The following is a 16568-nucleotide window of genomic DNA, read 5'->3' as shown; positions in this document are numbered from 1 at the left end:
CCCCGGATCTCTGTCGGAGCGTCAGTGAAATCGCCCCCGGCTATGCGATGTGGTCCTCTTCCAGTTCCGCGTTGTGGCGGTTCGTGAAGCGGTTGACCATGCGCTTGGCATCCTCCGGGGGCAGGCCGATGCCGAACTCCGCCTCCACGTTGTCGATCAGCTCGCGGGGCGTGGGGTAGCTGCCGTTGATCGACTGCTTGAAGACCTGGTAGAAGGACTCCTCGTCCGGTTCGGGGGCGGGTACGGCGCCGGGGGGCGGAGTGCCGCCGCCCTCACCCAGTTCACGGGTGCGGCCCGGCCCCACCGGGATGGGGAAGCTGCCCGTGTCCTCCGAGGACGGCCCGTCGTGCGGCTGGTCTTCCAGGTACTGCTCGGCCTGCTGCTGCTCCGCGAACCACTGCGCGTACTGCTCCGGATCGAAGGCCGGGTCGTAGCCGCCCTGGTATTCGACCTCGCGAGGGGTGTTGAACCAGGGACTCTGGTCGGGTTCGGGCTCCGCTGCCACGTGCTCGACGCCGGGGGTGCTGTCGAGTTCCAGGCGCTGCTCGCCGGGAGCTGCCGTCCGCTGCGGGACGGACGCGGACGGCGCGGAAGCGGCACGCCTGCCCGCGGCCGGGGCGGGTGCGGCCGCCGCGTCCAGAGCCTGCTTGGGAGCCGGCGGGATCAGCGCGGGCTCGATGCCCGCCGCCGCCAGCCCCGCCGGAGCAGTCTCCGCCAACGGCACCCCGTACCGCGCCAGTCGCAGCGGCATCAGGGACTCCACCGGAGCCTTCCTGCGCCACGCCCGCCCGAACCGCGACCGCAGCCGCGCCTGGTAGACCAGCCGCTCCTGCTCCAGCTTGATGACCTGCTCGTAGGAGCGGAGCTCCCAGAGCTTCATACGGCGCCAGAGAAGGAACGTGGGGACGGGGGAGAGGATCCAGCGGGTGAGGCGGACGCCCTCCATGTGCTTGTCGGCCGTGATGTCGGCGATGCGGCCGATCGCGTGCCGGGCCGCCTCGACCGAGACCACGAACAGGATCGGGATCACCGCGTGCATACCCACGCCGAGCGGATCCGGCCACGCGGCCGCGCCGTTGAAGGCGATCGTCGCCGCCGTCAGCAGCCAGGCCGTCTGACGCAGGAGAGGGAACGGGATCCTGATCCAGGTGAGGAGCAGATCCAGGGCCAGCAGGACGCAGATGCCCGCGTCGATGCCGATCGGGAACACGTAGGAGAAGTTCCCGAAGCCCTTCTTGAGGGCCAACTCGCGGACCGCCGCGTACGAACCGGCGAAGCCGATACCGGCGATGATCACGGCACCGGCCACGACCACGCCGATGAGAACGCGGTGCATCCGAGTCAGCTGCAGTGGCGCGGCCACCCGTACTCCCCTCCCCTTGCATGTTGTTGCGCGCAACAGGGTGGCACATATGTGCGGGGGGCGGGTGGCCGGATCCCGTCGGAGCGGCTCAGCTCTTCGACGCGGGCCTCTTCGACGGCGAGGCCTCGGAGTCCTTCGAAGGCTCGTCCGACGCCCCCTTGGAGGGAGACTTCGACGGCGACTTCGACGCCGACTTGGACGGGGCGCTGCTCGGCTTGCCGCCGCCCTTGCCGTTCGCCTCGGACACCGCGTCCACCGCCTCCTTGGCGGCCTTCTTCGCGTCCTTCAGCATGTCGTCGCCGCTCGGCGTCTTGTCGCCGGCCAGGCCCGCGCCGTTGTAGTCGAGCGTGACCACGACGTTCTCGACGCGCGCCACGATCGTCTGCTGCTTGAAGGTGCCTTCCTTCTTCTTCAGGTCGTAGTGCACGGCCGTCGCCTGGTCACCCGTACCGGCCACCGGATCCGTCTTGACGCCCTTCGCGCCCTCGACGGCCTGGGCCTCCTGGACCTGCTTGTCGAAGTACTGCTGGGCCAGCTTGTCGGCCGCGCCACGCGTGGCGTCCGACTCGAAGCGCAGCATCGACACGTTCAGCCAGCGGAACTGCGAACCCTTCACGCCGTTGTTGTCGAGGCTGTTCCAGGAGCAGCTGCCCCGGGTCGAGATGTCGTCCGACTTGCCCTCCTTGCCGGACTTGCTCTTCGGAACGAGGTCCTTCAGCGTCTTCTTCGAGAGCGCCTTGCAGGGCTCCGGAAGCTTGCTGTACGCCGCCGCCTCCACGGTCGGCGACGGACTCGCGGACGCCGACGCGGCGGCCTTGGCGGCCTTGTCCGTGCTGTCGCCGGAGCCGGAGTCCGAGGAGCAGCCGGCGGCGACCAGCATCACGGGGACGGCGGCCGCGCAGACAAGGACGCGGTTGAGTCGCTTCGCTCGCTGGTCTCGCTGGTCTCGCTGTGCTCGTCGCTGCATGGTTCCTTCACTCATGACGCTCGTGGTTCCCTGCGGTCGGAACGGGTCCGAGTGGTCACCGTACGCGGTGAGGCAACCGTGTGTTCTTTCTTCGCGCGCTTTGCGGGTGTGCGTGAAAGGGCCGTGAAGGGGCCTCAGTCGCCCAGCGAATCCGCCAGCTGGGAGGCCAGTTTCTGCGCCCTGTCCTGCATTTCCTTGCTGTCCGGGACGACGCCGACGGTCGCCGGCTGCTCGGCGTACTCGATGGTCACGATGACGTTGGACGTGCGGAACGCCACAGTCACCGTCCGCTGCTTGGCCGTCGAACCGGAACTGTTCAGCCCGTCGTCGAGGAAGGCCTCTTCGCCGAGGTCCTCCAGCACCCGGGGCTGCAGCTCGGTCGGCGGAGCGGACACGGACGCCGAGGGCGAGGAGGAGTTGGACGGGGAGGGGGAGCCGCTCGGGGACGCGGCCGAACCGCTCGCCGGGGTGCCGGCGGCGGCCGCCGTCTCGGTGGCGGTCGGCTCGGGCAGATGGGCCGACGCCTCCCGCTCCGCGAAGAGCTGCTCGGCCTGGCTGTCGTCGCTGACGGCGTTGTCGTACGAGACGACCCGCTCGAAGTCGATCAGCAGATGGTCGGTGGCCGCCGGGGAGTCCACCTTCCAGCGGCAGCCGACCTTGCGGTCGGTGTCGAACGTGGTCGTCGGCTCGCCCTCGTAGGCCTTCTCGCGCTGCTCCACGTCGCGGATCTGCCGGATCCCCGGGAGGAGTTCGTCCAGGGTGCTCTCGTCGACCTCGGCGCAGGGCTCGGGGAGCGTGCGGTAGCGGCCGGGCTCGGCGGCGGGCGACGCCGTGCCGGTGTCGCCCGGGTTGGAGTCGTCCGTCGGGCCGCCGTCGCCGGAGCCGCCGGTGCAGCCGGCCAGTACCGCCGCGAGGAGCACGGCGATACCGGGTACACACGCCTTCCGTTGCACGTGGTGGCTCCTCTCGACGCGGATATTGGCTTGCCGCCGTAGGGCGGGCGATGAACACAATGTGTATCGCACGCACTGCCGTGGACGCCGGTCCGATTTCCCTTTCGTCGACCTTGGCTCCGGTATTTGCTGTTGAAGACTTCTGTTCGTTTACGGGGGATTGAGGGCGTTATGTCGTACGTAGAGATACCGGGTGCGAAGGTACCGATCCGGATGTGGGCCGACCCGGCCTCGGTCGAGGGCTCGGCGCTCCAGCAGCTCCAGAACGTCGCCACGCTGCCGTGGATCAAGGGCCTGGCGGTCATGCCCGACGTGCACTACGGCAAGGGCGCGACGGTCGGCTCGGTCATCGCGATGCAGGGTGCGGTGTGCCCGGCGGCGGTGGGTGTCGACATCGGCTGCGGAATGTCGGCGGTGAAGACGTCCCTGACGGCGAACGACCTGCCCGGCGATCTGTCCCGGCTGCGGTCGAGGATCGAGCAGGTGATTCCGGTGGGGCGGGGGATGCATGACGACCCCGTGGATCCGGGGCGGCTGCACGGGTTCGGTACGGCGGGGTGGGACGACTTCTGGGGGCGGTTCGGCGGGGTCGCGGAGGCGGTCAAGTTCCGTCAGGAACGCGCCACGAAGCAGATGGGAACCCTCGGCGGAGGGAATCATTTTGTCGAGGTGTGCACGGATACGACCGGTTCTGTCTGGCTGATGCTGCACTCCGGTTCCCGGAACATCGGCAAGGAACTGGCCGAGCATCACATCGGCGTGGCCCAGAAGCTCCCGCACAACCAGAACCTGGTCGACCGCGACCTCGCCGTGTTCGTCGCGGACACCCCGCAGATGGCGGCGTACCGCAACGACCTGTTCTGGGCGCAGGAGTACGCGAAGCGCAACCGCTCGATCATGATGGCGCTCCTCAAGGACGTGATCCGCAAGGAGTTCAAGAAGGCCAAGCCCACCTTCGAGCCGGAGATCAGCGCGCACCACAACTACGTGGCCGAGGAGCGCTACGACGGGATGGACCTGCTCGTGACCCGCAAGGGCGCGATCCGGGCCGGCTCCGGCGAGTACGGGATCATCCCGGGCTCCATGGGCACGGGTTCGTACATCGTGAAGGGCCTGGGCAACGCCAAGTCCTTCAACTCGGCCTCGCACGGCGCGGGTCGGCGCATGAGCCGCACCGCGGCCAAGCGCCGGTTCACCACGAAGGACCTGGAGCAGCAGACCCAGGGTGTGGAGTGCCGCAAGGACTCCGGTGTCGTCGACGAGATCCCCGGCGCCTACAAGCCGATCGAGCAGGTCATCGACCAGCAGCGCGACCTCGTGGAGGTCGTGGCGCAGATCAAGCAGGTCGTCTGCGTGAAGGGCTGACCGGCCGGCTCTACGACTCCCGGTGCACCTTCGTGTTCGACGCCTGGGCGCGGGGGCGGAGGACCAGGAGGTCGACGTTGACGTGGGCGGGGCGGGTGACCGCCCACGTGATCGTTTCGGCGACGTCGCCGGCCGTCAGGGGTTCGGCGACGCCCTCGTAGACCTTGGCCGCCCTGTCCTCGTCGCCGTCGAAGCGGGTCAGGGCGAACTCGTCGGTCTTGACCATGCCGGGGGCGATCTCGATGACGCGGACCGGCCGGCCGACGATCTCCAGGCGCAGGGTCTCGGCGAGGACGTGGGCGCCGTGCTTGGCGGCGACGTAGCCTCCGCCGCCCTCGTAGGTGCCGTGCCCGGCGGTGGAGGAGACGACCACGACCGTGCCGTCGCCGCTCGCGATCAGCTTGGGCAGCAGGGCCTGGGTGAGGTTGAGGGTGCCGAGGACGTTCGTCTCGTACATCTGGCGCCAGTCGGCCGGGTCGCCGGTCGCGACCGGGTCGGCGCCGAGCGCGCCGCCCGCGTTGTTGACCAGCACGCCGATCGTCTTGAACGCCGTGGCGAACTCGTCGACCGCAGCGCGGTCCGTGACGTCGAGGGGGTACGCCGTGGCCTGGTGGCCCGCCTTGGTGATCTCCTCGGCGAGGGCCTCGATGCGGTCCTTGCGGCGCGCGGTGAGGACGACGCGGTAGCCCGCCGCGGCGAGCTGCCGGGCCGTGGCTGCGCCGATTCCGCTGCTCGCACCCGTGACGACGGCGATGCGGGAGGCTGCGGGCGGGGCTGCGGTGGCCATGGGAGCTCCTCGGGCGTGGGTGTGGCGGGGCGGATCGCGCGCAGGCGCTTCCGGCCAGGATAGGTGGGCCCCTGGGGCCTGTTGCGGCAGTGGGGTCTGCCGCGACGACGCCACTGCCGCAACAGGCCCTGGGTGGGAGAATGAGACTGGGTGGTCCCCCGTTTCTCCCGGAGGTGGATCATGGGCGAGGCACGTGAGGTCATGGACCGGCTCACGGACGCGGTCACCACACACGCCGATCTGAAGGTCCTCGGCGAGCTCTACGCCGAGGACGCGGTCGCCTTCACTCCCGACGAGGGTGAGCTGCGCGGGCGGGACGCGATCGTCGAGTACTGGCGGTCGATGACCGAGGCGGTCCCCGAGGCGACGTTCGAGACGCTGCACTCCTACGAGGCCGGTGACACGGCCATCGACGAGGGCGTCTTCCGCGGGCGGAACACCGGCCCGCTGGAGCTGTCCAACGGCGAGACGCTGCCGCCGACGCAGAAGGAGGTACGGATCCGCGGGGTGGACATCGCCACCGTGAAGGACGGGCGGATCGTCGACTACCGGCTGTACTTCGACGAGATGGACTTCCTCGGGCAGTTGGGGTTGCTCCCCGACGAGCCGCTCTGAGGTCCCCGAGGGGTCCGGTCAGTTTCCCCGCGGGGCGTACATGATGACGGCCATGCCCGCGAGGCAGATCGATGCGCCCGCGATGTCCCAGCGGTCCGGGCGGTAGCCGTCCGCGACCACGCCCCACAGGATCGAACCGGCGACGAAGATCCCGCCGTACGCGGCGAGGACGCGGCCGAAGTGGGCGTCGGGCTGGAACGTCGCGACGAAGCCGTAGGCGCCGAGCGCGAGGACGCCGCCGGCCGCCCAGAGCCAGCCCTTGTTCTCGCGCACGCCCTGCCAGACCAGCCAGGCGCCGCCGATCTCCAGCAGCGCGGCGAGCACGAAGAGGGCGGCGGAGCGGAGCACGGACATGGCGTCAGCTTCGCATGCCCCGTCGTCGTCGACGCGGACCGGGACGGACGCAGGGACGGGAGCCGGTGCCGGAGGCCGAGGGTGCGTCGGCGTGCGAGCGGCTCCTCGCGCGGACCGGCCGGGCCCCACTGGGAATAGCCCCACGGAGGACGTCGTTCCCCGGGTATGGTTGAACGGTAAACAACCTGGAGGGTGAGCGACCATGCAGTTCGGGATCTTCAGCGTCGGCGACGTCACGCCCGACCCCACCACCGGCCGGACGCCCACGGAGCGCGAGCGGATCAAGGCCATGGTGGCCATCGCGCTGAAGGCCGAGGAGGTGGGGCTCGACGTCTTCGCGACCGGCGAGCACCACAACCCGCCGTTCGTGCCCTCGTCGCCGACCACGATGCTCGGCTACGTCGCGGCCCGCACCGAGCGGCTGATCCTCTCCACGGCCACGACCCTGATCACCACCAACGACCCGGTGAAGATCGCCGAGGACTTCGCGATGCTCCAGCACCTGGCCGACGGCCGGGTGGACCTGATGCTGGGGCGCGGGAACACCGGCCCGGTCTACCCCTGGTTCGGGCAGGACATCCGGCAGGGCATCAACCTCGCCGTCGAGAACTACGCTCTGCTCCACCGTCTGTGGCGCGAGGACGTCGTCGACTGGGAGGGGAAGTTCCGCACGCCCCTCCAGGGCTTCACCGCCACGCCCCGCCCGCTGGACGGCGTCCCGCCGTTCGTCTGGCACGGCTCGATCCGCTCCCCGGAGATCGCCGAGCAGGCCGCGTTCTACGGCGACGGCTTCTTCCACAACAACATCTTCTGGCCGGCCGACCACACCAAGCGCATGGTCGAGCTGTACCGGACGCGCTACGCCCACTACGGGCACGGCACGCCCGAGCAGGCGATCGTCGGGCTCGGCGGGCATGTGTTCATGCGGAAGAACGCGCAGGACGCGGTGCGGGAGTTCCGGCCGTACTTCGACGTCGCGCCGGTGTACGGGCACGGCCCGTCGCTGGAGGACTTCACGGAGCAGACGCCGCTGACCGTGGGCTCCCCGCAGCAGGTCATCGAGAAGACGCTGGCCTTCCGGGAGTACGCCGGCGACTACCAGCGCCAGCTGTTCCTCGTCGACCACGCCGGGCTGCCGCTGAAGACCGTGCTGGAGCAGATCGACCTGCTGGGCGAGGAGGTCGTGCCGGTGCTGCGCAAGGAGTTCGCCGTGGACCGCCCGGCGGACGTCCCGGACGCCCCGACGCACGCCGCCCGGCTCGCCCGGGACCGAGGGTGAGGGGACGGTAGGGCCCGGCTCCACGGTTGCCCGGCCCCTGGTGAGAGGGGAGTAAGAAGGACGCTCCGGCGCAGCGCATACGGCCTGGGGGGCCGGGCGGCTTGGCACACTGGACGCGTGCCCCACACCGTGCTGCTCGCCGAAGACGACCGCGCCATCCGCAACGCCCTGGAGCGTGCCCTGACCCTGGAGGGCTACCAGGTCCTGGCGGTCGCCGACGGGGTCGAGGCGCTGGCACAGGCCCACCGCAAGCGTCCGGACGTACTCGTCCTGGACGTGATGATGCCCGGCATCGACGGGCTCCAGGTGTGCCGGGTGCTGCGCGCCGAGGGCGACCGGACGCCGGTGCTGATGCTGACGGCCCTCGTGGAGACGGCCGACCGGATCGCCGGCCTGGACGCGGGCGCCGACGACTACGTGGTGAAGCCCTTCGACGTGGAGGAGGTCTTCGCCCGGCTGCGCGCCCTGCTGCGCCGCACCAGCCCGGTGGCTGCCGGGAGCGCCCCGGCGGCCGAGGCGCCCAGGCAGCTCCCGGAGCGGTTCATCGAGGCGGCCGGGATCCGCATGGACCCGCAGGCGCGCCGGGCCTGGCGGGGCGCGCGCGAGCTGGAGCTGACCCGCACCGAGTTCGAGCTGCTGGAGCTGCTGGTGCGCAACACGGGCATCGTCCTCGACCACTCGACGATCTACGACCGCATCTGGGGCTACGACTTCGGGCCAGGCTCGAAGAACCTCGCCGTCTACGTCGGCTATCTGCGCCGCAAGCTCGACGAGCCGGACGGTCCGCAGCTGATCCACACGGTGCGGGGCGTGGGTTACGTGCTGCGGGAGGACTGAGTGGGCCGCCTGCGCCGACTGCTGGTCGGGCGGCCGAGGCTGGTCTCGCTGCGCACCACGTTCGCGGTGTCGTTCGCTGCGGTGACGGCGGCCGTGACGATCCTGGTCGGCATCCTGTCCTACAGCGCCGCCGCGCGGCTGGTGCGGGTGGACCAGCAGACGGTGTTCGACGAGGTCGTGCAGGATCTGCGCGACGAGGTGCGGCAGAACCACATGACGCCCGGCGACTTCTCGTCCGCCGCGCCGGGCCACGACCTGGTGCGGCCGGCCCGGACGGACGTGCAGGTGCTCGGCCCGGACGGGCACGTCGTCGACGCGGGCAGTCCGGGGCTGCCGGTCACCGGCACCGACGTGCGGATCGCCGCCGCGTCCCTGTCCGGGGAGGTCGCCGAGCACAAGGACGTCGACGTGGGCAGCGACGTCTACCGCGTCGCCACCGTCTCCCTCGGGGACGGCCGGGGCGCGGTGCAGGTCGCGCAGGAGTTCAGCGACGTCGAGGATCTGCTGCGGGCGCTCCAGCAGCGGACGCTGCTGCTGATGGCCGCCGTGGTGATCGGCGCCGGGCTGTTCGGCTGGTGGCTGGCCCGGCGGATCACCCGCCGCCTGGTCGTGCTGACCGACGCCGCCGAGGACGTCGCCCGCACCCGCCGGCTGGGCATTCAGGTGCCGGTGGCCGGTCATGACGAGGTGGGCCGCCTCGGCCGGGCCTTCGACCGGATGCTGGGCCGGCTCGCGCAGTCCGAGGAGGACCAGCGCCGCCTGGTCCAGGACGCGGGCCACGAGCTGCGCACGCCGCTGACCTCGCTGCGCACGAACATCTCCCTGCTGCGCCGGATCGACGAACTCCCGCCGAAGGCCCGTGAGGAGCTGGTCGCCGACCTCGGGCAGGAGGCGCGGGAGCTGACCGACCTGGTCAACGAGCTGGTGGACCTCGCGGCCGGACAGTCCGACGCCGAGCCGCCGCGCCGGGTGGACGTCGCCGACATCGCCGAGGAGGTGGCGGGGGTGGCCCGGCGCCGCAGCGGCCGGGAGATCCTGCTGCGCGCGAGCGGCGACACCACGACCGACGGGCGGGCCGGGATGCTGACCCGGGCGCTGTCCAACCTCGTCGAGAACGCGGTGAAGTTCGACCAGGGCGGCCGGGCTCCCATCGAGATCGCCGTCTCGGGGCCCGCCCGGCCCGGCACGATCCGGGTCGAGGTCCTGGACCGCGGCCCCGGCATCACCGATCACGACCTCGCCCGGGTCTTCGACCGCTTCTACCGCGCCGCCGACGCCCGTTCCCTGCCGGGCTCGGGCCTCGGCCTGTCCATCGTCCGCGAGGTGGCTCTGGCGCACGGGGGAGCGCCGTTCGCGTACCGGCGGGAGGGTGGTGGGACGGTGATCGGGTTCACCGTGGGCGGGGGGCTCGACTGACGCGGCAGGCCCGCCGGTCAGTCCCCGAGGGCGTAGAACCGGATCGGGGAGTTCGGCTCGAACCCGATCCGTGGGTACACGGGCGCCCCGGCTGCGGTCGCGTGCAGTGTCGCCCGGGTCAGCCCGGTGGCCCGGCCCCCCTCGTACAGCGCCTTGCGGGTCACGGCCTCCCCGTACCCCCGCCGCTCCCACCCCGGATCGGTGGCGACGAGCACGACGAAGAGCCGCCCGTCCGCCTCGACGGTGGCGGCGCACGTCACGGGGATTCCGTCCCGCAGACCCAGATACGCGAGCACCCGGTTCTTCCACAACGAGGACCCGGCGAGCCCGTCCCGCCCGTCGTCCAGCGGGAACCCGTAGGCACGCGAGTTGATGTCCGCGTAGGACCGCAGCAGTTCGTCGTCCCTCACGCGCACGAAGGTGAGCTCGGGATGGACGGGCTCGGGAATCGGCAGCAGGTCTCCCGCCATTCCGGTGCCGGGAAAGGCGTACCGCAGGCCCGCCCGCCCGGCGGCTTCCGCCAGTACGGCGCGTGCCGGGCCGTCGAGCAGATCCTCGAAGACCCACAGGAAGCCGGGGTGGGATTTCGACCGCATGATCTCGGCGGCCTCGTCGAGCCGCTGCTTCAGCAACCCGGCGTCCGCACCGGCATCCGTCAGGGTCAGGCAGTTCCAGAAGGCGAACCGGCAGTCGGCCCACCGCACGGCGATGCCCGGCAGGTCCCGCACGTCGGCACGCGGATCCCGGTCGAGCACCATGGCCCGCCAGACCGTGGCGAGCTGTTCCACCGATTCGATCGAGTCCGCGAGATCACGCACAGGGGCCCCCTCAGGTCACCGACTACTGCCGCACCCGTCCTGCCCGCCGGAGGCCCGGCTCATCCTCCTGCCCGGAGCCCGGGGGGCTGTTCGTGGCCGGTAAGTGGAGGTTCTCGTCGCGAAGTCGGCCGAGGGGGCGACGGGACGAGGGCCCGGTGACCGCACGAGGTGCCAACACCTGAGCGGCGCTTCAGGTGGCGGCGCCGGGGCCGATGACGATGACCCCGCGGATGCCGGTGTCCGACTCGGACGTCATGCCCCCTGCTTGGCGTCGATCTCGGCGATCAGGGCCTCGATGCGGGACTTGATCTCGTCGCGGATCGGACGGACGGCCTCGACGCCCTTGCCGGCCGGGTCTTCCAGGGCCCAGTCGAGGTAGGTCTTGCCGGGGAAGATCGGGCAGGCGTCGCCGCAGCCCATGGTGATGACGTAGTCGGACGCCTGGACCGCCTCGGTGGTGAGGATCTTCGGCTCGGCGCCGGCGATGTCGACGCCGACTTCCCTCATGGCCTCGACGGCGGAGGGGTTGACCTGGTCGCCCGGCACGGAGCCGGCGGAGCGGACCTCGATCCGGTCGCCCGCGAGGTGGGAGAGGAATCCGGCAGCCATCTGAGAACGCCCGGCGTTGTGGACGCAGACGAACAGCACGGAGGCGAGCGGGCTGGAGGACATCGGTTCTTCCTTCGTCGGTGGTGCGTGCCGTCGCGCGGGTGCGGATCCAGGTGCTCGGCTGAGGGAACAAGGGGTTCCGGGGAGCGGCCCCGGCCGCCCCGCAGCTCGGAACGATGTGAAAATATCAGTCCATGCTGACGTCAGTCGACACTGATCTGATCCGGGTTCTGGCCGATCCGCTCAGGCTTCGCATCGTGACCCTGCTGGCCAGAGAGACGCTGTGCACCACCCATCTGGTGGAGGAGACCGGTGCCCGGCAGACCAACCTCTCCAATCATCTGAGAGTGCTGCGCGAGGCCGGCGTCGTCGAGACCGAGCCGTGCGGCCGGTACACGTACTACAGACTGCGCCCCGACGTCATCGCCCAGCTCGCCGGCCGGTTCGCCGACCTGGCCGAGTCCGCTCGCAACGCCGCCGAGAACAAGAGGGCCTGCCCGTGACCCGCACCGAAGCGTCCACGACCGCCGAGGAGCCCTCGGTCGTCGCGAAGCTGTCGACGCTCGACCGTTTCCTCGCCGTGTGGATCCTGCTCGCCATGGCCATCGGCCTCGGCCTGGGCCGCGCCGTCCCGGGTCTCGACGACGCACTGGCCGAGGTCGAGATCGGAGGCATCTCCCTGCCGATCGCCGCCGGCCTGCTGATCATGATGTACCCGGTCCTGGCCAAGGTCCGCTACGACAAGCTCGACGCCGTCACCGGCGACAAGAGGCTCATGGTCTCGTCGCTGGTCATCAACTGGATCGTCGGCCCGGCGGTCATGTTCGCCCTGGCCTGGATCTTCCTGCCGGACCTGCCCGAGTACCGCACCGGCCTGATCATCGTCGGCCTCGCCCGCTGCATCGCCATGGTCATCATCTGGAACGACCTCGCCTGCGGCGACCGCGAAGCCGCCGCCGTGCTCGTGGCGCTGAACTCGGTCTTCCAGGTCCTGGCGTTCGGTCTGCTCGGCTGGTTCTACCTCGACCTGCTGCCCGGCTGGCTGGGCCTCGGCGACGGCGAACACCTCGACATCTCCCTGTGGAAGATCGCCCTGAACGTCGTCATCTTCCTCGGCATCCCACTGCTGGCCGGCTTCCTCACCCGCCGCATCGGCGAGCAGAAGCTGGGTCGCGAGGCGTACGAGTCGGGCTTCCTGCCGAAGATCGGCCCGTGGGCGCTCTACGGCCTGCTCTTCACGATCGTCATCCTCTTCGCCCTGCAGGGGAAGACCATCACCTCGCAGCCGCTGGACGTGGCCCGCATCGCTCTTCCGCTGCTGGTGTACTTCGCGGTGATGTGGTTCGGCACGTTCGCCCTCGGCAAGGCCGTCGGCCTGGCCTACGACCGCACGGCGACCCTCGCCTTCACGGCCGCGGGCAACAACTTCGAGCTGGCCATCGCGGTCGCCATCGCCACCTTCGGCGTGACCTCCGGCCAGGCCCTGTCAGGCGTCGTCGGCCCGCTGATCGAGGTGCCGGTCCTGGTCGCGCTGGTCTACGTCTCCCTGGCCTGGCGACGGAAGTTCACCGTCGGCCGGCAGCGCATGAACTGAGTGTTCCTCGGCGGCGGGGTCAGGCCGCGGTGGGCGCCAGGGTCAGCAGCTTGCCCATCGCGGCCAGTACGGACGGCTCGACGCGGTAGTAGACCCAGGTGCCGCGCCGCTCGGAGGTCAGCAGCCCGGCCTCCTTCAGCTTCTTCAGGTGGTGGCTCACCGTCGGCTGGGAGACGCCGACGTCGGAGATGTCGCACACGCACGCCTCGCCGCCCTCGTGGGAGGCCACCGCCGAGAACAGCCGCAGCCGCACCGGGTCACCCAGGGCCTTGAACATCCGCGCGGCCGTTTCGGCCTCCTCGGCGGTGAACGGGCGCTCGGTGAGGGGCGGGCAGCACGGCGCCACGGCCTCGGGGACCTCGGGCTCCAGCAGCGGCAGCACCTTCATATTCGACATGCGTCTATGTTGACATACGTCGAATCATGCGAGCGAGGTCGGTGTCGACCCAAGCAGCTTAATTCGATAGATGTCTATGTTGACGGACGTCGAATCAGGTGACAGGCTGGCCGTGCAAGCCATCGACGAATGTCGAAGCAAAGGGGAATCTCGTGGCCGAGTCCATCAACAGCGCGCCCGGCACTGATCAGCTGCCCGTCGCGGTCATCGGGGCCGGCCCGGTCGGCCTGGCCGCCGCAGCCCACCTCGTCGAGCGCGGCATCGAACCCCTGGTCCTGGAAGCCGGCCCCTCGGCCGGCACGGCAGTACGCGACTGGGCGCACGTGCGGCTGTTCTCGCCCTGGTCGGAGATCACCGACCCGGCCGCGGAGAAGCTCCTCGCCCCGACCGGCTGGACCCGCCCCGACGGCTCCGCGTACCCGACCGGCGGCGACTGGGCCGAGCAGTACCTGCAGCCCCTCGCCGACGCCCTCGGCGACAGGATCCGCTACGGGGCAACCGTCGTCGGCGTCGCCCGCGCCGGACGTGACCGCATCGTCGACTCGGGCCGTGACGAGCAGCCCTTCACCGTGCACGTCCGGCAGGCCGACGGCCGCGAGGAACGGATCAGCGCACGCGCGGTCATCGACGCCTCCGGCACCTGGTCCACCCCGAGTCCGATGGGCGCCGACGGCCTGCCCGCCCTCGGCGAGAAGTCCGCCGCCGTCCACATCTCCTACCGCGTCCCCGACCTGGGCCACCCGGCCGTACGCGCCCGGTACGCGGGCAGGCGCACCGCCGTGGTCGGCTCCGGTGCCTCCGCCTTCACCGCCCTCGCACACCTCGCCGACCTGGCCGAGGACGAGCCGGGCACCCACGCGGTGTGGATCCTGCGCCGCGGGATCACCGGCTCCACCTTCGGCGGCGGCGAGGCCGACCAACTGCCCGCCCGCGGCGCCCTGGGGCTGCGCGCCAAGGCCGCTGTCGAAGCCGGTCACGCGAGCGCGGCCACGGGATTCCGTACACAGGCTGTGGAGCGCGACGGCGAACGACTCGTCCTCGTGGACGAGAACGGCCGCCGCCTCGACCCGGTCGACGAGGTCATCGTCCTGACCGGTTTCCGCCCGGACCTGTCCTTCCTCTCCGAGATCCGCCTCGGACTCGACGAACGCCTCCAGGCCCCGACCGCACTCGCCCCGCTGATCGACCCCAACGTCCACTCCTGCGGCACCGTCTACCCGCACGGCGTGAACGAGCTGTCCCATCCCGAGCAGGGCGTCTACCTGGCCGGCATGAAGTCCTACGGCCGCGCCCCCACGTTCCTCGCGATGACCGGCTACGAGCAGGTCCGCTCCGTCACCGCGGCCATCGCCGGAGACCGTGAGGCCGCCGAGCGCGTCGAGCTGACCCTCCCGGAGACCGGCGTGTGCGGTGGCGCCGGCCTGTTCGACGAGCCCGACGCCGCCCAGAACGGCGAGGGCGGCGGGTGCTGCGCCGCCCCGGCCACCCTGCAGATCGGCATCGGCGCCCCGGCCCCGGCCGGCGGCTGCTGACGCCACACCTCAAGAGGGAGTCCGTCATGTCCCGTGTACAACTCGCCCTCCGCGTCCCGGATCTCGATGCGTCCGTGGCCTTCTACAGCAAGCTGTTCGGTACCGAGCCCGCAAAGCTCCGCGACGGCTACGCCAACTTCGCCATCGCCGAGCCCCCGCTCAAGCTCGTCCTGATCGAAGGCCCGGCGGGGGAGGCGACCCGCATGGATCACCTCGGCGTCGAGGTGGAGAACACCGAAGCCGTCCTGGCCGCGACAACACGCCTGGGGGAGGCCGGTCTGACCACCGACGTCGAGACCGACACGACCTGCTGCTACGCGCTCCAGGACAAGGTCTGGGTCCACGGCCCCGGTCAGGAACCCTGGGAGGTGTACGTGGTCAAGGCGGACGCGGACTCCCTGGCCAAGCAGCAGGGCAGCACGTGCTGCGACGGCTCCGCCGGGAGCACTGCCGAGGAACCGGCCGTCGCGGGCGGTTGCTGCTGACGACAGGTTCGCCCGCCCCGGCGGCGCCCGCATCCGCCAGGGACTGTCCGGTGTCCACTCCCCGCCGACCGGACAGGCCTCGCGGGGGAGTCAGGTACGCAAGTAGGACGCACCGTTGAGGTCGACGACGGTTCCCGAGGCGCCGAGGCATCCGGCCGACGCGGCTGAGCACTGCCGAAGCCGGTGCGCCGGAACCGCCGGTGAACTTGCCGGCTCAGGGGGCGCCGCACCACCGCAGCGCCTTCACCATGGGTGCCCGCATGACAAAGGCGAGGCCCGAAAGCCTCGCCCGCACACCATGAAACCCCAGCTCAGGGCCACACCAGACAGTACGGCTGATGCCCCGCCTCGTGCAGCCGGTGCGAGAAGTCCTGCCACTCGTGGAGCAGTTGGTAGACGTTGAACGCGTCCCGGGGGCCGCCGCGGTCCGGGACCGTCGACCAGATGAAGGCCGCCGCGCCCACCGCTTCCTCGCCGATGCCGCGCAGGGGGTCGACGACCGTCATGGGGAGTTTGACCACCGCGTAGTCGGGGTGCAGGACGACCAGTTCCAGCGGCGGGACCTTGTGCAGGGGGACGCCCTCGATGCCCGTGAGGACCATCGCCGCCATGGTCTCCGGCTTGATCTTCGTGAACATGCCGTTCATGCCGAGCTCGTCGCCGCCGAGTTCCTCGGGGCGCATCGAGATCGGGACGCGGGCCGCGGTCGCGCCGTCGGGCGCACCGAAGTACTTGTACGTCACCCCCACCCGACCACCATTCCCGCTGCTCCCGGCCCGAAGATCGTCCACTCGACGTTCAGTACGTCCGGCGGTCCGCTCCGGTTCACTCGGCCGACCCTGTGTCTGACGCGGTTCCTGAGCGTCCTCCGCCTCGCGCCGGTGCCTTCCCCGCCGGGCACGTCGAGGACCCAGGTCATCAGTCCCCTCGCCCAGTCCGCCACCGCGATGCATATCTCCACCCGACTGCTTTTCTAGGACGCGTCGCCCCCGCCGCGCAACCCGATCATCGTGTCAGTGACCTCCCCCACGGCCGCCCGCCGAAACGTGCGCCGAAACATCTGGCCGCAGGATCTCCGCAGCTTCCGACCACCCCGGGCCGTTTGAGCTGTGGGTATCAGGGTCCAGTCTCGCAGACGACGGGGACCGGGGGGCCGTTGTCCCACGCTCCGCCCGCACACGCCCCTGGCCTACCCTG

18 protein-coding genes are annotated in these 16568 nt (G+C 70.7%); 9 read left to right on the top strand and 9 right to left on the bottom strand.

Going from position 1 to position 16568, the window contains the following annotated elements; genetic code table 11:
• Positions 1-40: 40 nt before the first annotated feature.
• The 3 genes from AB0G20_RS35540 to AB0G20_RS35530 all read right to left on the bottom strand — a co-directional run bounded on the left by AB0G20_RS35540 (position 41) and on the right by AB0G20_RS35530 (position 3283).
• The gene (locus AB0G20_RS35540) at positions 41-1336 is read right to left on the bottom strand and encodes a DUF2637 domain-containing protein (protein WP_361309890.1); all 1296 of its coding nucleotides are present in this window, start codon (positions 1334-1336) and stop codon (positions 41-43) included.
• A 115-nt stretch (positions 1337-1451) separates the two neighbouring features.
• A complete protein-coding gene (locus AB0G20_RS35535) occupies positions 1452-2345 on the bottom strand; it encodes a DUF3558 family protein (RefSeq protein ID WP_361309887.1) in 894 nt (297 codons plus the stop codon).
• A 119-nt stretch (positions 2346-2464) separates the two neighbouring features.
• The gene (locus AB0G20_RS35530) at positions 2465-3283 is read right to left on the bottom strand and encodes a DUF3558 domain-containing protein (protein ID WP_361309885.1); all 819 of its coding nucleotides are present in this window, start codon (positions 3281-3283) and stop codon (positions 2465-2467) included.
• Between the two features lie 171 nt (positions 3284-3454).
• Here AB0G20_RS35530 and AB0G20_RS35525 point away from each other — a divergent pair, with 171 nt between their 5' ends.
• Positions 3455-4648, top strand: coding sequence for an RtcB family protein (locus AB0G20_RS35525; protein WP_361309882.1), 1194 nt, complete (start codon positions 3455-3457; stop codon positions 4646-4648).
• A 10-nt stretch (positions 4649-4658) separates the two neighbouring features.
• Here AB0G20_RS35525 and AB0G20_RS35520 read toward each other — a convergent pair whose 3' ends face one another.
• On the bottom strand, positions 4659-5435 hold the full coding sequence (locus tag AB0G20_RS35520) for an SDR family NAD(P)-dependent oxidoreductase (RefSeq protein WP_361309879.1): 777 nt from the start codon (positions 5433-5435) through the stop codon (positions 4659-4661).
• A 180-nt stretch (positions 5436-5615) separates the two neighbouring features.
• Between AB0G20_RS35520 and AB0G20_RS35515 the strand changes: the two genes are divergently transcribed.
• Positions 5616-6050 (top strand): nuclear transport factor 2 family protein, encoded by a 435-nt coding sequence (locus AB0G20_RS35515; RefSeq protein ID WP_361309876.1) that lies wholly within the window; start codon positions 5616-5618, stop codon positions 6048-6050.
• Between the two features lie 18 nt (positions 6051-6068).
• On the opposite strand, the gene AB0G20_RS35510 is transcribed toward AB0G20_RS35515, so the two are convergent.
• Positions 6069-6404, bottom strand: a complete 336-nt coding sequence (locus AB0G20_RS35510; RefSeq protein WP_361309873.1) for a YnfA family protein — start codon at positions 6402-6404, stop codon at positions 6069-6071.
• Between the two features lie 202 nt (positions 6405-6606).
• On the opposite strand from AB0G20_RS35510, the gene AB0G20_RS35505 reads away from it, so the two are divergent.
• From AB0G20_RS35505 to AB0G20_RS35495, 3 genes are all read left to right on the top strand, one after another.
• Positions 6607-7683 (top strand): LLM class flavin-dependent oxidoreductase, encoded by a 1077-nt coding sequence (locus AB0G20_RS35505; protein ID WP_361309871.1) that lies wholly within the window; start codon positions 6607-6609, stop codon positions 7681-7683.
• Between the two features lie 117 nt (positions 7684-7800).
• Entirely contained in the window at positions 7801-8520 is a 720-nt protein-coding gene (locus AB0G20_RS35500) for a response regulator transcription factor (protein ID WP_361309868.1), read from the top strand.
• Positions 8521-9936: a HAMP domain-containing sensor histidine kinase gene (locus AB0G20_RS35495; RefSeq protein WP_361309865.1), complete on the top strand. Its 1416-nt coding sequence runs from the start codon at positions 8521-8523 to the stop codon at positions 9934-9936.
• Between the two features lie 17 nt (positions 9937-9953).
• Here the strand turns inward: AB0G20_RS35495 and AB0G20_RS35490 are convergent, their stop codons facing one another.
• Both AB0G20_RS35490 and AB0G20_RS35485 read right to left on the bottom strand, forming a co-directional pair.
• Positions 9954-10754, bottom strand: a complete 801-nt coding sequence (locus AB0G20_RS35490; protein ID WP_361309863.1) for a GNAT family N-acetyltransferase — start codon at positions 10752-10754, stop codon at positions 9954-9956.
• Between the two features lie 252 nt (positions 10755-11006).
• Positions 11007-11426 (bottom strand): arsenate reductase ArsC, encoded by a 420-nt coding sequence (locus AB0G20_RS35485; RefSeq protein WP_361309860.1) that lies wholly within the window; start codon positions 11424-11426, stop codon positions 11007-11009.
• A 131-nt stretch (positions 11427-11557) separates the two neighbouring features.
• Here AB0G20_RS35485 and AB0G20_RS35480 point away from each other — a divergent pair, with 131 nt between their 5' ends.
• The gene (locus AB0G20_RS35480) at positions 11558-11866 is read left to right on the top strand and encodes a metalloregulator ArsR/SmtB family transcription factor (RefSeq protein ID WP_361309857.1); all 309 of its coding nucleotides are present in this window, start codon (positions 11558-11560) and stop codon (positions 11864-11866) included.
• Positions 11863-12957 (top strand): ACR3 family arsenite efflux transporter, encoded by a 1095-nt coding sequence (arsB, locus tag AB0G20_RS35475; protein ID WP_361309854.1) that lies wholly within the window; start codon positions 11863-11865, stop codon positions 12955-12957. The genes AB0G20_RS35480 and arsB overlap by 4 nt, the downstream gene beginning before the upstream one ends.
• Positions 12958-12976: 19 nt before the next feature.
• Here the strand turns inward: arsB and AB0G20_RS35470 are convergent, their stop codons facing one another.
• Positions 12977-13354 carry a metalloregulator ArsR/SmtB family transcription factor gene (locus tag AB0G20_RS35470; protein ID WP_361309852.1) on the bottom strand — a complete coding sequence of 126 codons (378 nt, stop codon included), beginning with the start codon at positions 13352-13354 and terminating at the stop codon, positions 12977-12979.
• A 152-nt stretch (positions 13355-13506) separates the two neighbouring features.
• Here AB0G20_RS35470 and AB0G20_RS35465 point away from each other — a divergent pair, with 152 nt between their 5' ends.
• Both AB0G20_RS35465 and AB0G20_RS35460 read left to right on the top strand, forming a co-directional pair.
• Positions 13507-14886, top strand: a complete 1380-nt coding sequence (locus tag AB0G20_RS35465) for an FAD-dependent oxidoreductase (RefSeq protein WP_361309849.1) — start codon at positions 13507-13509, stop codon at positions 14884-14886.
• A gap of 26 nt (positions 14887-14912) precedes the next feature.
• On the top strand, positions 14913-15371 hold the full coding sequence (locus AB0G20_RS35460) for an ArsI/CadI family heavy metal resistance metalloenzyme (protein ID WP_361309846.1): 459 nt from the start codon (positions 14913-14915) through the stop codon (positions 15369-15371).
• Between the two features lie 311 nt (positions 15372-15682).
• Here AB0G20_RS35460 and AB0G20_RS35455 read toward each other — a convergent pair whose 3' ends face one another.
• Entirely contained in the window at positions 15683-16120 is a 438-nt protein-coding gene (locus AB0G20_RS35455) for a hypothetical protein (protein WP_003974483.1), read from the bottom strand.
• Positions 16121-16568: the final 448 nt, after the last annotated feature.

It is taken from the genome of Streptomyces sp. NPDC024017 (assembly GCF_040638895.1).
Classification (GTDB): Bacteria; Actinomycetota; Actinomycetes; order Streptomycetales; family Streptomycetaceae; genus Streptomyces.
Note: the sequence above shows the minus strand (reverse complement) of the source record. Positions and strands in the feature narration are given on the sequence as shown.

Bases quoted from the DNA above. Each gene is read 5' to 3' on its own strand.
- AB0G20_RS35485 (WP_361309860.1), bottom strand. From the start codon at position 11,426: ATGTCCTCCAGCCCGCTCGCCTCCGTGCTGTTCGTCTGCGTCCACAAC.
- AB0G20_RS35535 (WP_361309887.1), bottom strand. From the start codon at position 2,345: ATGAGTGAAGGAACCATGCAGCGACGAGCACAGCGAGACCAGCGAGAC.
- AB0G20_RS35510 (WP_361309873.1), bottom strand. From the start codon at position 6,404: ATGTCCGTGCTCCGCTCCGCCGCCCTCTTCGTGCTCGCCGCGCTGCTG.
- AB0G20_RS35525 (WP_361309882.1), top strand. From the start codon at position 3,455: ATGTCGTACGTAGAGATACCGGGTGCGAAGGTACCGATCCGGATGTGG.
- AB0G20_RS35540 (WP_361309890.1), bottom strand. From the start codon at position 1,336: ATGCACCGCGTTCTCATCGGCGTGGTCGTGGCCGGTGCCGTGATCATC.
- AB0G20_RS35470 (WP_361309852.1), bottom strand. From the start codon at position 13,354: ATGTCGAATATGAAGGTGCTGCCGCTGCTGGAGCCCGAGGTCCCCGAG.
- AB0G20_RS35520 (WP_361309879.1), bottom strand. From the start codon at position 5,435: ATGGCCACCGCAGCCCCGCCCGCAGCCTCCCGCATCGCCGTCGTCACG.
- AB0G20_RS35505 (WP_361309871.1), top strand. From the start codon at position 6,607: ATGCAGTTCGGGATCTTCAGCGTCGGCGACGTCACGCCCGACCCCACC.
- AB0G20_RS35480 (WP_361309857.1), top strand. From the start codon at position 11,558: ATGCTGACGTCAGTCGACACTGATCTGATCCGGGTTCTGGCCGATCCG.
- AB0G20_RS35515 (WP_361309876.1), top strand. From the start codon at position 5,616: ATGGGCGAGGCACGTGAGGTCATGGACCGGCTCACGGACGCGGTCACC.
- AB0G20_RS35460 (WP_361309846.1), top strand. From the start codon at position 14,913: ATGTCCCGTGTACAACTCGCCCTCCGCGTCCCGGATCTCGATGCGTCC.